This window comes from Nonomuraea sp. NPDC050394 (assembly GCF_044459065.1).
Classification (GTDB): domain Bacteria; phylum Actinomycetota; class Actinomycetes; order Streptosporangiales; family Streptosporangiaceae; genus Nonomuraea.
Window position 1 is genome coordinate 132,782 of sequence record NZ_JBITIO010000020.1, and the last position, 14,152, is coordinate 146,933.

General features: G+C 65.9%; 11 protein-coding genes and 2 pseudogenes. 6 read left to right on the forward strand and 7 right to left on the reverse strand.

Going from position 1 to position 14,152, the window contains the following annotated elements; translation table 11 throughout:
• Positions 1 to 49 precede the first annotated feature (49 nt).
• Positions 50 to 262, reverse strand: coding sequence for a dodecin (locus tag ACIBKY_RS48235; protein WP_397108224.1), 213 nt, complete (start codon positions 260 to 262; stop codon positions 50 to 52).
• 98 nt (positions 263 to 360) lie between these two features.
• Between ACIBKY_RS48235 and ACIBKY_RS48240 the strand changes: the two genes are divergently transcribed.
• Complete coding sequence (locus ACIBKY_RS48240) at positions 361 to 675, forward strand: DUF3099 domain-containing protein (RefSeq protein WP_379617768.1); 315 nt, start codon at positions 361 to 363, stop codon at positions 673 to 675.
• A 292-nt stretch (positions 676 to 967) separates the two neighbouring features.
• On the opposite strand, the gene ACIBKY_RS48245 is transcribed toward ACIBKY_RS48240, so the two are convergent.
• The 4 genes and pseudogenes from ACIBKY_RS48245 to ACIBKY_RS48260 form a co-directional block, all read right to left on the reverse strand.
• Positions 968 to 1,759: an NTP transferase domain-containing protein gene (locus ACIBKY_RS48245; protein ID WP_397108226.1), complete on the reverse strand. Its 792-nt coding sequence runs from the start codon at positions 1,757 to 1,759 to the stop codon at positions 968 to 970.
• Between the two features lie 341 nt (positions 1,760 to 2,100).
• On the reverse strand, positions 2,101 to 3,090 hold the full coding sequence (moaA, locus tag ACIBKY_RS48250; RefSeq protein ID WP_397108247.1) for a GTP 3',8-cyclase MoaA: 990 nt from the start codon (positions 3,088 to 3,090) through the stop codon (positions 2,101 to 2,103).
• Between the two features lie 19 nt (positions 3,091 to 3,109).
• Positions 3,110 to 4,015: a GNAT family N-acetyltransferase gene (locus ACIBKY_RS48255; RefSeq protein ID WP_397108228.1), complete on the reverse strand. Its 906-nt coding sequence runs from the start codon at positions 4,013 to 4,015 to the stop codon at positions 3,110 to 3,112.
• 31 nt (positions 4,016 to 4,046) lie between these two features.
• Positions 4,047 to 4,436, reverse strand: a pseudogene (locus tag ACIBKY_RS48260) (RtcB family protein); the annotation flags it as partial.
• 47 nt (positions 4,437 to 4,483) lie between these two features.
• Here ACIBKY_RS48260 and ACIBKY_RS48265 point away from each other — a divergent pair.
• Both ACIBKY_RS48265 and ACIBKY_RS48270 read left to right on the forward strand, forming a co-directional pair.
• Entirely contained in the window at positions 4,484 to 5,980 is a 1,497-nt protein-coding gene (locus ACIBKY_RS48265; protein WP_397108230.1) for a recombinase family protein, read from the forward strand.
• Between the two features lie 742 nt (positions 5,981 to 6,722).
• Positions 6,723 to 8,014 (forward strand): annotated as a pseudogene (locus tag ACIBKY_RS48270) (replication initiator).
• A 94-nt stretch (positions 8,015 to 8,108) separates the two neighbouring features.
• On the opposite strand, the gene ACIBKY_RS48275 reads toward ACIBKY_RS48270, so the two are convergent.
• Positions 8,109 to 9,245: a hypothetical protein gene (locus tag ACIBKY_RS48275; RefSeq protein ID WP_397108232.1), complete on the reverse strand. Its 1,137-nt coding sequence runs from the start codon at positions 9,243 to 9,245 to the stop codon at positions 8,109 to 8,111.
• Positions 9,246 to 9,555: 310 nt separating this feature from the next.
• Between ACIBKY_RS48275 and ACIBKY_RS48280 the strand changes: the two genes are divergently transcribed.
• From ACIBKY_RS48280 to ACIBKY_RS48290, 3 genes are all read left to right on the forward strand, one after another.
• Positions 9,556 to 9,879, forward strand: coding sequence for a hypothetical protein (locus ACIBKY_RS48280; RefSeq protein ID WP_397108234.1), 324 nt, complete (start codon positions 9,556 to 9,558; stop codon positions 9,877 to 9,879).
• Positions 9,876 to 10,076 carry a hypothetical protein gene (locus tag ACIBKY_RS48285; RefSeq protein WP_397108236.1) on the forward strand — a complete coding sequence of 67 codons (201 nt, stop codon included), beginning with the start codon at positions 9,876 to 9,878 and terminating at the stop codon, positions 10,074 to 10,076. The genes ACIBKY_RS48280 and ACIBKY_RS48285 overlap by 4 nt, the downstream gene beginning before the upstream one ends.
• A 445-nt stretch (positions 10,077 to 10,521) precedes the next feature.
• Positions 10,522 to 11,679, forward strand: coding sequence for an RtcB family protein (locus tag ACIBKY_RS48290; RefSeq protein ID WP_397108237.1), 1,158 nt, complete (start codon positions 10,522 to 10,524; stop codon positions 11,677 to 11,679).
• Between the two features lie 210 nt (positions 11,680 to 11,889).
• On the opposite strand, the gene ACIBKY_RS48295 is transcribed toward ACIBKY_RS48290, so the two are convergent.
• Positions 11,890 to 13,707 (reverse strand): DUF262 domain-containing protein, encoded by a 1,818-nt coding sequence (locus ACIBKY_RS48295; RefSeq protein ID WP_397108239.1) that lies wholly within the window; start codon positions 13,705 to 13,707, stop codon positions 11,890 to 11,892.
• Positions 13,708 to 14,152 lie beyond the last annotated feature (445 nt).

A 14,152-nucleotide genomic window follows, 5' to 3' on the forward strand; every position in this document is an offset into this window, starting at 1 on the left:
CTCCGATGCACCGCCGGAAATGTCACCCACTACCGCGAAATCGTGACGATCAGCCGTCTTCCAGGCGGAAGCCGACCTTCATCCCGACCTGGAAGTGCGCGACCTCGCCCTGATCGATGTGCCCCCGGATCTCCGTCACCTCGAACCAGTCCAGGTGGCGCAGGGTCTGCGAGGCCCGCCTGATGCCGTTGCGGATGGCCTCGTCGACACTCTCCCCCGAAGTCCCGACTATCTCGGTCACCCGATACGTTCGATCCGTCATCTTCGCCTCCTCTTACTCGAAAGCCATGATCGCATGACCCTCGCTCCGGCACCGGCGCCCCGTCGCGTCCTTCACCTCCGAGGTCTACCGTGGGAGGCATGAGGGGGTGGCGTACGCGCAAGCAGGTCCACCAGGTGACGGACGCGCAGCCGTCGCTCTCCGACGACGTGCGCAAGCGCGAGATCAGCTACCTCATCAAGATGGGCATTCGCACGCTCTGCCTCATCCTGGCCGTCGTGGTGCCCGTCCCCTGGCCCTACCGGCTGCTCTTCATCGCCGGCGCCGTCTTTTTGCCGTACATAGCCGTAATCGGGGCCAATGAGAGGTCGAAGGACTCCCCGCCTCCTACCTTTCACACACCGGAGGCTAACCAAAGCGAGATACCCCTGCACCGACGCGAGATCGGGTCGTGACTAAGTCTTGACGCATCCCACGGGTTGTAGGTGTACGCTTTAGCCAAGCGCTCCGGTCCCCCGTCGGAGTGCTGGTGCCGGCGTTCCGGGCCCCCGTCGGAACGCCGATGAAGCGAAGCCGGGTGGTTTGCCCCCGTAACCACCCGGCTTCGCCCTTTTCTGAGAAGACCTCATTGCCCCCGCTCAGCGGGTAGGTCTGCTTTCCCGAAATCGTTTACACCCATCGGTGCGCGAAATTCACAGGAAATCTTCAGGTTCGGTCACGGGTTGACACGGGGAGTTCGCAGGAGTGTCACTCGCCGGTCAACTTCTCCCGGTTCGCCTCGGTCCAGTCGCCGGCCAGCGCGGTCAGCCGGGCCACGGCGTCCTCCGGCGCGGTGCCCGCTCCCTGGGCCAGTCCGAGCAGGTAGGCGGTGAGCGGGGCGGCCGGCCGGGCCACGCCGTGGGCCACCTCCTTGGTGAGATCCAGGATCAGGTCCCGGTCCACCTTGGCCGGGTCGATGCCGAGTTCCTCGCAGACCAGGGCCGTCCACTCGCTGAGCACGTTCATGTGCGCCTCCTCCAGATCGTCCATAGTGTCGCAGTCGAACCAGGGCCGGCCGGGCAACGCCACCCGCACCGGCTCCAGCGGGCCCAGCAGCCCGCGCAGAGACCGCCCGTCATAGCCGCCCAGCGCGTCCCGGAGCACGCCGGTCCGCCACACCCCGGCCAGCCACTGCTCCCGCCCCCCGTCATCCACCAGAACCGCCCCGGCGGCGCCGGAAGCCGCGCTTCTGAGGGCGGCGACGTGGGCGGGGCGCAGCAGGGGCATGTCGCCCGCCAGGAGCGCCACCCAGGGCGCCAGAACCTCCTGCAGCCCGGCGCGCAACGCGGGCACCGGCCCGCCGCCCCGGGGCTCCTCAAGGACGTACAGGGCCCGCGGGGCGGGACGCTCCGGCCCCACGACGATCACCCGCCCGGCATCGGGCACGGCGGCCGTGACGATCTCCAGGAGCGATCGCCCGCCCACGCTCAGGCCGGGCTTGTCCACGCCACCCAGCCGCCGGGCGGCACCTCCGGCCAGAATCACCGCGTCATACGCCACCCAGCCACGGTATCCGCCGAGATCACCACCCCACGCCACGGGCTCGGCCCCGGAGCGCCATGGGTTCACTCCGAGAACGCCTCGGGATCACGGCCCAGAGCGCCACGGGATCACTGCCCGAGAACGCCACGGGATCACTGCCGAGAACGCCACGGGATCACGGCCCATAGCGCCTCGGGTTCGTCACCCGGAGGGCCTGCCCCTATGGTCTGCGTGCGCTGTGACGGCGCGCGGCCACGTCAGACCGCCGGCCACCGGCCGAGGCCGCGCGCCCGCGGCGGCGGGCGGTGGTGGGGCGGCTTGCCGTAACGGATGGATGGCCTGTTACGACGGAGAGAAGATCAGCCGCCGATCGCCGACATCGGGCGAGAGGGCTGGAGGAAGCTCGGGTCGTCGATCCCGTGGCCCGGGCGTTTGGCGGCGACGGCGGAGATCCAGCGCGCGGCGAGGTCGTCGTCGGAGGCGCCGGCGCGCATCGCCGTCTTCAGGTCCGACTCCTCCCGCGCGAACAGGCAGTTGCGCACCTGCCCGTCGGCCGTCAGCCGTACCCGGTCGCACGCGCCGCAGAACGGCCGCGTCACCGACCCGATCACGCCCACCCGCGCGGGCCCGCCGTCGACCAGGAACCGCTCGGCGGGCGCGCTGCCCCGCTCCTCCCGGTCGTCGGGGGTAAGGTCGAAGGTCGGCGCGAGCATCGCGAGGATCTCGTCGGCGGTGATCATGTTGTCGCGGGTCCAGCCGTGCTGGGCGTCCAGCGGCATCTGCTCGATGAAGCGCAGTTCGTAGCCGCGCTCCAGGCAGTGGCGCAGCAGCGCCGGCGCCTCGTGGTCGTTGATCCCGCGCATGAGCACGGCGTTGACCTTCACCGGCCGCAGCCCGGCGTCATTGGCGGCGGCCAGGCCGGCCAGCACGTCGTCGAGGCGGTCGCGGTGCGCCAGGCGCTTGAACGTCTCGGGCTCCAGCGTGTCCAGCGAGACGTTCACCCGGTCGAGCCCCGCCTCGGCGAGGGCCGGGGCCAGGCGGGCCAGTCCGATGCCGTTGGTGGTCAGCGAGACCTGCGGGCGCGGGCGCAGCCGGGTGGTGCGGGCGACGATGTCGGGCAGTTCGCGGCGCAGCAGCGGCTCGCCGCCGGTGTAGCGGACCTCGGTGATGCCCAGGCGTTCGACCCCGATGGTGACGAGCCTGACGATCTCGTCGGCGGTCAGCAACTGGGCGTTGGGCAGCCAGTCGAGGCCTTCGGGTGGCATGCAGTACGTGCAGCGCAGGTTGCACTTGTCCGTCAGGGACACCCGAAGGTCGGTAGCCACCCTCCCGTAGGAGTCGTTGAGCATCGGGGTCATGTGGCACACCCTACGGCACGTGCTCCCGCGCGTCGGCGTTCAGGGTCTTCTCAAACCAATGGTGGGCATAAGGCTCCTCGTTGAAGCGGCTCACCTCGGTGTAGCCGGCCGTCTGGTAGAGCCGCTTGGCCTCGGCGAGGGCGGCGTGCGTCTCCAGCCGGACCGTGCTCGCGCCGTGCTCGGCCGCGCGCGCCTCCAGTTCGGCCAGCAGCCGCCGTCCCAGCCCCAGCCCGCGTACCGCCGGCGACACCCACATCCGCTTGAGGTGGGCGCTGTCGCCATGGAACTTGAGCGCCCCGCAGCCGACCGGATCGGCATGGAGCGTGGCCACCAGGATCAGCCCCTTGGGCAGCGTGAGCTCCCGCTCCCCCGCGGCGATCCCCCGGGCCGGATCGAACCCTTCGGGGAAGCGCCTGCCCAGCTCGGCGAAGTACTCGCCCAGGCTGTGGCGGGCGTCGGGGTGACGCGGGTCGGTCACGGCCACCTCGACCATGGAGGCGACCAGCAGCCGTTCGACCTCGGTCATGGCGGCGGCGAGCCGCGCGCGCTGGCCGTGGTCGAGCGGCCGCAGGATCGACTCGGCCTGCTCGTCGGAGCGCCGGTCGAGTTCGGCCCGCTCGGCCCGCCCCCGCTCGGTGAGCCGAGCCCGGCGCACCCGCGCGTCGCCCGCGTCGCTCTCGACGACCACCAGCCCGTCGCCCTCCAGGGCGCGCAGGATCCGGCTCAGGTACCCGGAGTCGAGGTCGAGGCGGGCGCGCAGCTGGCGTACCTCACTGCCCGCGTCGCCGATCTCCCACAGCACCCTGGCCTGCCCGAGCGGACGCCCCCTGGTGAGGAAGGCGTCCTCCAGGGCGCCCACGCGCTGGGTGACGGTGCGGTTGAAGCGCCGCACCCGCTCGACGAGTCTTCCGTCCATTCTCTGACCTTAGTCAGAGGATCCGGGATCGTCACCCCTTGACGCAGATGAGCTGGCGCAGGTGCGCGACCACCTTCACCAGGTCGGTCTGGGCAGCCATGACCGACTCCAGGTCCTTGTAGGCACCCGGGATCTCGTCCACGATCCCCGCGTCCTTGCGGCACTCCACGCCGAACGTCTGCTCCTGAAGGTCCTTCACGGTGAAGGTCTTCTTCGCCTTCGTCCGGCTCATCTTGCGTCCCGCGCCGTGCGAGGCCGAGTTGAACGCCGCCGCGTTCCCGAGCCCCTTCACGATGTAGGTGCCCGTGGCCATGGAACCGGGGATGATGCCCAGGTCTCCGCTCCCCGCCCGGATCGCGCCCTTGCGGGTCACGAGCACGTCCACCCCGTCGTACCTCTCCTCCGCCACGTAGTTGTGGTGGTACAAGATTGATATAGGCATGAGGTTCTTCCCCCGGAGGCTCTGCGATGGACGATCTTGTTCCTGTGGTCAGTTACGAGCGAGCCAGTGCCGACAAGGCCAAGGACGAACACACCGTGGCCGATCAACGTCAGTACAACCACGCGACCGCTGATCGGCTCGGTTGGCGCATCGTCCGCTCCTTCACGGACAACGACAAGTCGGCGGCCAGGGACGGCGTGGTCCGCGACCACTTCGAGGAGATGCTGAAGGTGATCCGTGCCGGGAAGCTGCCGGACGGTACCGAGGTTCGTGGCTGCGTGGTCGTCGCCGAGGATCGGCTCGTCCGCCGGGCGGGCGACTACGAGCGATTCGTCGATGCCATCACCGCCGAGGACGGCAGGGTCTTCGCCGACGCGAGAGGGCCGAAGGATCTCTACAGCGAGGACGTGGAGTCCATGGGCCTCATGGGCGCGGTCATCTCCCGGATGGAGGTCAAGAAGATGCGGCGGCGAGTGACGCGCTGGCATCGCAAGCGAGCCGAGAGCGCGGAGCTTCCCAACGGTTACCGGGCCTTCGGCTGGAACGAAGATCGCCGGACTCTCCATCCCGCCGAGTCGGAGGCCGCGAGGAACGCGGTCCGCCAGGTCGTCGCCGGACGCTCCCTGAACTCGATCGTGGTGGAGTGGCAGGAACGCGGGTTCGTCACGGCGCGTGGCAACGCGTGGACTCCTCAGACGCTCAAGCAGTACCTCCAGAACCCGCGCCTGTGCGGCTGGCGGCGGATCAAGGGCGAGATCCTCGTGGGCAATGACGGTGTCCCCGTGGTCGGGCAGTGGGAGCCCATCGTCACGCCAGAGGAGTGGGAGGCGGTACGGGCTGTCTTCGACGCGCGGCGGGGCAAGCGCGTCGGTAAGGAAGGCGTGCTGGGCGATCTGCCGCAGGACTTCCGGGAGCACACGTATCTCCTGACCGGTGTTCTGCGGTGTGGTCGGCCACGCGAGGACGGCGAGCCGTGCATGGCCAAGTTGCGCGTGTCCCAGCACCCTGACCTGAGCTATCACGTCTACGCCTGCCGGTCGAAGAGCTACGGCGGGTGCGGGCGTCTGGCCCGGCGCGGCGACAAGGTCGACATGTACGTCGCGGAAGCCGTCCTGGCCAAGCTGGAGGAGCGTTCGCTCACGGCCCCCGAGGTCGGCCCCTGGACGGGCGAGTCCGAACTCCGTGAGGCCGAGATCGATCTGCGCGAGCTCCGCGAACGGTGGCACAAGAAGAAGATCAGCAATCGCCTGTTCTTCGAGAAGGCCGAGCGCCTGGAGTCGGAGATCTCGCGGCTTACGGTCGAGCGTGAGCGCCACGCGGCTACCGCGCAGAGGGCCCGTGCCGACGTCACGGACATCCGGCGACGTTGGCAGTCCACGACCGATCCGGACCGCTTGGACATGTCCCAGAAGCGGGGCTACGTCCGCGAGGCGTTCCGCGCGATCCTCGTCCACCCCGTCGGCCAGGGCAACGGCAGCCGTGAAACCTTCGACCCGGACAAGCTTGAGCTGCTGTGGCGTTAGACGTCTGCGGACGTCCTGGGAGCTGCGACCCTTACCGGGGGTCACAGCTCCCTTACTTTCACCTCGTGCAGCCGTGACCAGCCGGACGTCATGGGACGCCGCCGCACGCAACCGGACGCAACCGGACGTCCCCACCACCGGTCGCCAAGGGAACCTGGACCTGCATAAACGCGTCCTTCTGGTGGTAGAACCGATCTACGCAAGAAGCCATCGCATCCCGCACGGCACGACCCAGCGAGCATCTCGGCGAATCCCCATCAGGCGCATGCAAGAGCCCGGGCACAACCGCACCAACTGACCACCGAAGATCCGCCGGAGGGCCCCGGCCCGGCGGTAGGTGACCACCAAGAGCGCGCCATCCACATTCTCGCCGCACTCCGTTACTGATCTTCTCGCTGCTGCGCTCCACGCCAACAGCTCGCTTCGGGCTGCCCTGGTGCCGGTGCAGGTCGCGACCGTCCGGCGCGGCGGTGGCTCCACCCACGAGGGAAGGAGTCCATCTGAAGCCTGAACCGCCCATTTCTGCCCGGGAGTGGGGCAGACAACAAGCCGCAAGGTCTCCTCGCTGGTCCGAGGAGAAATGGCGACGCATCGCCACCCTCCTCGGGGTCGAGATCCCCGAGGACTCTCCCGACACCGCGTGCGGGAGGAATGCCGCGTGAACCAGGCTCCCTCCTTCACGCCCGAGTTGCTGGCCGCGATGGAACGCGCGGCCATGCCGGACTTCGCCCGATGGCAACGCATGGTGTACGCCACGGGCGGCTGCGCCCAACCGGTCCGGCTGCATGGCGAGAGGATCACGCTCGACCGGGGGACGGGCGAGATCCTCGACGTCTACCGGACGGCCGATGAGCCGACCGGGTTCCTGCTCACTGCGTGCGGCAACCGCCGTGCCTCTCGATGCCCGGCCTGCTCGGCGGTCTACAAGGACGACACGTACCACCTGATCATCTCTGGCCTGCGCGGCGGCAAGGGCGTCCCCGAGGACGTCAGCGCTCATCCGCGCGTGTTCGCCACCTTCACCGCGCCGTCCTTCGGCGCGGTCCACCTCCACCGAGAACACGACATGCCGTGCCGTCCGCGTCGGGACCGTCCCATCTGCCCACACGGACGGTCCGAGGGTTGCGGCATGCGGCACGACCGCGATGACCTCGTTGTCGGGCAGCCGTTGTGCGTGGACTGCTACGACTACATCGGGGCCGTGTTGTGGAACGCCCACGCGGGTGCGCTGTGGCGGGAGCTCACGAAGACCCTGCCGTCCGTCCTGGCCCGGCTGCTCGGCGTCTCCCGTGCCGAACTCCGGCGGACCGTCCGCGTCTCGTACGCCAAGGTGGCGGAGTACCAGGCGCGCGGGCTCGTCCACTTCACGCCGTCGTCCGGCTCGACGGACCGGACGGACCGTCCGCCCCTCCCCCGCCGTCCGCAACGACCGAATTGCTTGACCAGGCCATCCGGCGGACCGCCCAGGCGGTGACGCTCACACCGACGTCCCCGCCGGTGGTCTGGGGCGAACAACTCGACGTCCGGCCCGTGTACGTCTCCAAGGAACTCGACGGCGTGAACGATCAGCGGGTGGCGGCCTACGTGGCCAAGTACGCCACCAAGAGCGCGGAGTCGGCGGGCACCGTGGACCGCCGGGTCCGGCACTTCCGGGAGATCGCGGAGCTACGCGTGACCGAGCATGCCCGGCGAATGATCATCACGTGCTTCAGCCTGGCCGACATCTACCGGCAACTCCGGCTGCGGGAGTGGGCGCACATGCTCGGCTACTCCGGCCACTTCTCCACCAAGTCCCGCCACTACTCCATCACCCTCGGCTCGCTGCGTATGGCGCGGGCCGACTACCGGACCGAGCAGGCGCGGCTGATGCTCGGCCTTCCGGCCCCCGACCCGGAGGCCACGACCACCGTGAGCGAGTGGCGGTACGGCGGAAGCGGCCACCGGTTCGGTGAGGCGTTCTGGGCACAGCTCGCCCACCAGCGCATCACGACCGCCCGGCGACTCGCCCGACTCCGTGACCAAGACGCGGCCTAGAGGGGGATGCCTCTAGACCTAGAGGCATCCCTAGACCGCAACCTCACGGCTGACCAGGGATCTAGAGCCTAGAGGCCACTCTGCTAGGAGGCGCTCAATAGGAGGCGCTCAACTCGCGATATGCCTCGCGAAGGACACCCGCCTCGGGGAACTGGCGTCGCTCAACACCGTTGATCACTTCTTTGGCACGCCAGTAGTTCGACGGCACGAGCAAGCCACTCGTGATGGCCGAGAGCGTGATCCCCCCGGCCTCGTCGGGCTGATCGGCACCCAGCAACGACAGGGCGAGATCCAAGCGCGCCGACACGGCCCTGCGGGGTCGCGGGGGTCCGTCGTTGGCCGCCTCCATCCGCGCGAGCACATGGCGGGCGTAGCTCTCGGCGGCGGGATCGCCGAGCCAGGACAAGGTCGTCGCCAGGTACGCCTCACTCTTGGCGGGGTCGTACCGGTAGTGGTGCTCGGGGTGGTCAGGCACCGGGAGCGGTGAGACCAGGCGCCCCACACGGTGCAACGCGGCGCGGGTCTCCGGGCCTGCCCCGAGCCTGGCCCAGGCCCGGCCCTCCTGCGCGGTGGCCTGGATGAAGGCCGAGCTGTCGCGAGGCGCGATGGCCTGGGCTGCCTGCGAGAGGGTGACGGCCCGGCGGTAGTCGCCTGCGGTGAGGACCTGCCATGCCTCAGTCTCCAGGCACCACGCCACGATCTCGGCGTGCTCGGCGTGCCTGGCCAGCTCTGCGGCGGTTCTCAGCCGGGCCGTACCAGCTCGGAACTGGTGCAGGTCGATGTGACAGGTGGCGGCAAGCAGGGAGAGCCATCCGCCGACCACGAGCAGGCGGCGGTGCTCGGAGAGTGTCTTCCTCGCGTCCATCAGCCGGGCCACGTATCCGAGATGGCGGCGAACGCTGGTCAGCAGATCCGCCGGCGGCGTCCCCGGGTATGCGATCGCGAGATCGTCCACCACCTGTTCCAGCCGTTCAAGGGTGGTGTTGCCGACGTCGCTGGCGGTGCTGCGGCGGGCCAGCTCCATCGCGTCGAGTTCGTCATCCGCCGAGACCGTCACCAGAGCGTCAGCGAAAAGATCACCCTCGCCGAGCCCGAATGCTCGGCAGTACAGCAGGCGGTACGGATCGTCGGGCTGGTGCTGCCCCGCTTCGTACGCCTTGATCCGCCGGACGACCGACTCTCGTGACGGCAAGATCACCCCGTTGGCGACTGCGGCGAGTTGCTTGGCCATCTCGTTCTGGGATCACCCGCGCTCACGGCGTTCGGCGCGCAGGCGAGCGGCCCACTCGGGTACGTGCTTGGGCTCCATGCGAACACCTCACCGGGGCGACGGGGGGACACCACCTCTGTCCCCCAGTGTCCCTCAAGCGCACCTACGCGCGCGTGTCCCCAGGCGATGTGATGGATGACGGCACGCAGAACAGCGGGAACCCGCCAAGGCGGTGCAACGCCCGGCGGGTCCCTTGATCAGGAATCGAGGGTCCTGACCCGTGTTTCAGATTAGTGGTGCCGTCCGGCCCCCTGGCGGCGCGGTACGTCCCATGACTCCCCTCGTCCGCCGCACGCCCGCAGAGGCATCAGCCATAGCCCTACGATCATCGCTGCGTGACCTCGACGTCACGGCAGACGTCCACGTGGGTCACGGCATCGCGCTCGTCTCCGTGTGGGTCGAGCTGCTGGTCTGGTGCGACGGGTTCGCCTATCGCTGGTGGAGCGGGCGGATATCGCCCGTGACTGGACGGCGCGTCTACACGACGTACAGCGCCGAGAGCCCCGGGACAGTCGCCCGTGCGCTGGCTCGTCGCCTTACCGTCCTCCGGGAAACGCACCCACTCTCTCCAGTGATCACAGAGCTGAACCCGTGAATCCCACGCTGGCGAGTCTGGAGTCCGCCTACGGCCGATGGTGGGAGTTCCACAAGCTGTGCTACGGCTGGGCAGCCATACGGCGGTGCGGGCAGACCTGTCACGACCCTGATCACGGTTCCAGGCACATCTATCTCACCTCCGCCCTTGAAGACCTGGAGGAACGGCTGAAAACCGCAGAACGCCACACCTCCTGAACGGGTGCGGTGACGTGGGACCCCACACGACTCCTCCCCGCGTCACCGCACCGCAGGGCCGGTGCGGCACCGTGGTCGATCTTCCGCCTACCGGGTGGTTGGAAGGCTCACCATCCCACGCTGCCGCACCACCCCTGTGGGCCGGTTCATCCCACGGCCCACTCCTCCCCCGCCCCCGATAGCTGCCAGATTGTGTGACCCGACCGAGGTGTCAACTCCGTCTTCCGCCACCCACACCCGTGGCCTTCCACGCGGCTCCTGCCCGGCCGCGCAGACGGAGTTGACGCCGACCGAGGGTCACGAACAATGGGCTGTCGGGGGCGGGGGTACGGACATCAGCCCGCGCATCACCACCCCACCACGGAAAGCCTCCAGGCGATAAATGAGTGGGATTTCCTTTCTGGTCCCGCCACACTGATCAAGAACCAGTAAGGAGAATCTTCAAATGTCGCCGAACCAGCCCGCACCGAACCTGCTGTCGTGGGCCAGCGAGATCGACGAAGGCGCGATCATGCAGGCCGCACGCGCAGCACGCCTGCCATTCGTTTCTGGCCACGTCGCTCTCATGCCCGACGCGCATGTCGGCATCGGCGCAACAGTCGGCTCGGTCATTCCAACCGAGAACGCCATCATTCCCGCCGCTGTCGGCGTCGACATCGGCTGCGGAATGGTCGCAACGGAAACCAACCTCACCGCCGACGACCTGCCCGACACCCTGGCTGCGCTCATGCCCATGGTCGAGCACCGCATCCCGGCCGGAGTCGGCAAGGGCCACGCGGACCCGTCCATGGACCGCGCCCTGGGTGACCTCGGACTCCCCCACACCGACTTGGACGCAAGGCTCACCAAGAAGGTCGGCGACCAGTTCGGCACGCTCGGTTCCGGCAACCACTTCGTCGAGGTCTGCCTCGACGAGCGCAACCGGGTCTGGACGGTCCTGCACTCGGGTTCGCGCGGCATCGGCAACCAGCTCGCGACGAGGCACATCGTCGGCGCGAAGAAGCTGATGAAGAAGCAGGAGATCGGCCTGGAGGACCCGGACCTGGCTTACCTGGTCCAGAGCACTCCGGAGTTCACCGCGTACATCGAGGACATGCTGTGGGCACAGCGCTACGCAATGGCCTCGCGTGCACGGATGGACAAGGTCCTGATCAACGCCCTCTTCCGGGTCGCCGGCAAGGGCCAGCGTGTCCGCACGATCAACTGCCACCACAACTTCACCCAGCAGGAGACCCACTACGGCAAGTCCCTGTGGATCACCCGCAAGGGCGCGATCAAGGCCGACCGTGGCGACGAGGGCGTCATCCCGGGCTCGATGGGGACCCAGTCCTACATCGTGCGCGGTCGGGGAAACCCGGAGTCGTACAACTCGTGCTCGCACGGGGCGGGACGCCGGATGTCACGCACCAAGGCGAAGCGGGAGCTGTCGGCGGCTTCGCTCACCCAGGCGATGAGCGGGCGTACCTGGAACGCTGACCGGGCTGCGGCCCTGGTCGACGAGCACCCAGAGGCGTACAAGTCGATCGACCAGGTGATGGCAGACCAGCAGGACCTCGTAGAGGTCCAGCACACGCTGCGCCAGATTTTCAACTACAAGGGCTAACGCCGGGATAGCGGATGCCAGGGATACCAGTAGCTCCTGGCATCCGCTGTGCCGTAGTGTGAAACGACACGGCAAACGTTACATCCTGAAATTATCCCGCCACATTTACTCGCCTAAGATCGGACGCTTGGCCCGACTGCAAAGAAATTGCGCCCCACCTATGACGCCATACGGCTTTCAATCCCCGCATCCCGCCAAAGCTCTTATATTCTACGAAATAAAGCGGGCAAATATTCTATTATAGTCCAGCTGGGGAACTTCTTTTCGGCCAGCACCACTTCGCTCATACAGCTTACCTTTATAGAAAAATGGACCGACACCACCAGAGCTTATCTTGATAAGCAGCACTGCTTTACCGTGATAGTCTATGAGTGACATCGACGAAGCCACCTGAGAGCGAAGACGAGTATCGAGATCGCAATTGGATAGCTTATTTCCAATCCAATCGACATACTGCTTAAGATTTTCGTTGCGGGCTTTGGCCTCTCTCTCGATTCCTACGATATTGAACCCGCGATATCCAACAGAGTTTATACTGTCAAGCCGAAGCACGCGCTCTACATCGGCCTCCTTGTCTGCGATTCCAATAATGAGGTATCCAATAGAATTCGGACCCTCATTAGCGATCGCGGTGATCTCCTGAAGAATCTTTTCCCATGAATTAGAATCGAAAGTTCTTGAGGCACTCAGCTCGAGCAAGCCCTGCTTTAGCTCACATAGAGACTGTTCCGTAACGGAATTTGCCAGGACTCTTTCAAGGAACGAGGCTTGGCCGAATCTCCCAGCATCGCGCTCTTCGCCCTGTGGCACCTTCTCGAAGGAGCTACGGAGAACCCCTTTGACAACATCGATGTTTTTTCGCTTGTCCTGAGACGTCCAATCGCCACCACCTCCTGGAATGCTGAGTTGCCCTCTGGGCGTACCAATATTTCTAAGGCTCTCTGCGGCACCAGTTCTGCTTGCCACTCGGAAGCCATCCCTTATGATCAGCTCCCAGAATGCCAAGTAGACGGCTTGGAAATAACGAGGGTATCTGCCGCCTCGACCTCGGCCGACGATCAGGCGGACAAAAGTCTCCCCCGCAGCACCCACAACTGCGCGGAGCTCGTCGTACACGAGAAAGAAATCTTCCTCGAGTTTCTCTTTCCCATAAATGTCTATCCGGTCAGCCACTCGCTGTTCGAGCGACACTGCCGTTTCATCATCCTCATCGATCGCTCCGTAGACCGAGTCACGGGTGTCCGTCCCAGATGAGGGTAGCGGGTCGATTAGACAATCGATCAAAATGTCGAGAATTAGCTGTTCATCGAACGAGCTACGGACGTCTAGGCGGCGAAGAATCTGCTGGCTAACCCAAAAAATCGAGTCAACGTCGACACCATAATCAAGGTGACGATTATTTATGCTCAGCTTTGGCATTTCCGTCAACGAAACGATGTCACTACTGCTGGAGTCGCCGCGTATTCTGCTGGCGCAGACTCGAACAAGCTGAGCAATCTCCGACGTAGATCCCGCCTGACGTAGCTCCTGTCCAGATAGCCGCCTCCCGCCGGAGTTAATCCTTTGAAATACCTTATCAACCTGGGCGGTGGTAGGCGCCTTAAATACAGATATAGGAAGGAGGTAATTGGAGATCTTTCGCGATAGCTCCCTTGGGAGAATATCCACCTTTTGAATTAGCTTGTCGTCGTCTCGAAGATCTTTGGTGTCAGCTAGAGATTCGAGGTCAAAGTACTTCCCGTCAAGATCGAATTCATTTTCAATAAATGAAAAGATGGCATTAAGTCGCTGCATGCCATCGATAAGTTCGTATCCCGCAGGGCCATGCTCGGTTATCTCTGCAACCAAAATCAGCGGAATCGGCAGGTCACTTAGTATCGAGTCGATAAGGTCGCGCTTCTCTTCGACGGTCCAAACAAGCTTTCGCTGATAACGGCGATTCACCACATAACGCCCAGCAAGATAGTCCGTATAGAGCTTTTGAACGCTTTCGCTCCGGACGGTAAGGTCCGTGGACGGTGTCACCACGGGCAAGCCTCTCACTCAGACAGAGCCGACCATCGAAGGCTACGTATGGTAGCGCAGCGATAGGGCAGCGACCAGAGGTGCAAAATGGAATACTTGCTACTTTTCGGACTTACCCTCACGTTAGGCGTTATGTCAACTGTGGGCGGCGTGGGCCGCGACCGGCCGGAGAGCCGCAGCGCGGCCAGCGATCGCCCGACGCGCGGCAGGCCGCCGCAGGCGGGCTGCCCTTGACCCTGTAGAGAAAGTTGTCGCCGGACGCTGTGTTGCCCAGAGGGGCGAGAAACCAGGGTGATGGCACTGGAAGGACTGGCGGGCAGGTCAGGGACTCCTGAGAGCAAATGGGAGGCCGTCTAGATGATTGATTCCAGGCTGCTGCTTGCGATTAATGGTCGTAGGCGGTGAGGGATCGGGCGGTGGGCTGGCCGGTCTTGTCGTTGTGCCAGAT

Bases quoted from the DNA above. Each gene is read 5' to 3' on its own strand.
- ACIBKY_RS48235 (WP_397108224.1), bottom strand. From the start codon at position 262: ATGACGGATCGAACGTATCGGGTGACCGAGATAGTCGGGACTTCGGGG.
- ACIBKY_RS48290 (WP_397108237.1), top strand. From the start codon at position 10,522: ATGTCGCCGAACCAGCCCGCACCGAACCTGCTGTCGTGGGCCAGCGAG.
- ACIBKY_RS48255 (WP_397108228.1), bottom strand. From the start codon at position 4,015: ATGGACGGAAGACTCGTCGAGCGGGTGCGGCGCTTCAACCGCACCGTC.
- moaA (WP_397108247.1), bottom strand. From the start codon at position 3,090: ATGCTCAACGACTCCTACGGGAGGGTGGCTACCGACCTTCGGGTGTCC.
- ACIBKY_RS48240 (WP_379617768.1), top strand. From the start codon at position 361: ATGAGGGGGTGGCGTACGCGCAAGCAGGTCCACCAGGTGACGGACGCG.
- ACIBKY_RS48275 (WP_397108232.1), bottom strand. From the start codon at position 9,245: ATGGCCAAGCAACTCGCCGCAGTCGCCAACGGGGTGATCTTGCCGTCA.
- ACIBKY_RS48265 (WP_397108230.1), top strand. From the start codon at position 4,484: ATGGACGATCTTGTTCCTGTGGTCAGTTACGAGCGAGCCAGTGCCGAC.
- ACIBKY_RS48280 (WP_397108234.1), top strand. From the start codon at position 9,556: ATGACTCCCCTCGTCCGCCGCACGCCCGCAGAGGCATCAGCCATAGCC.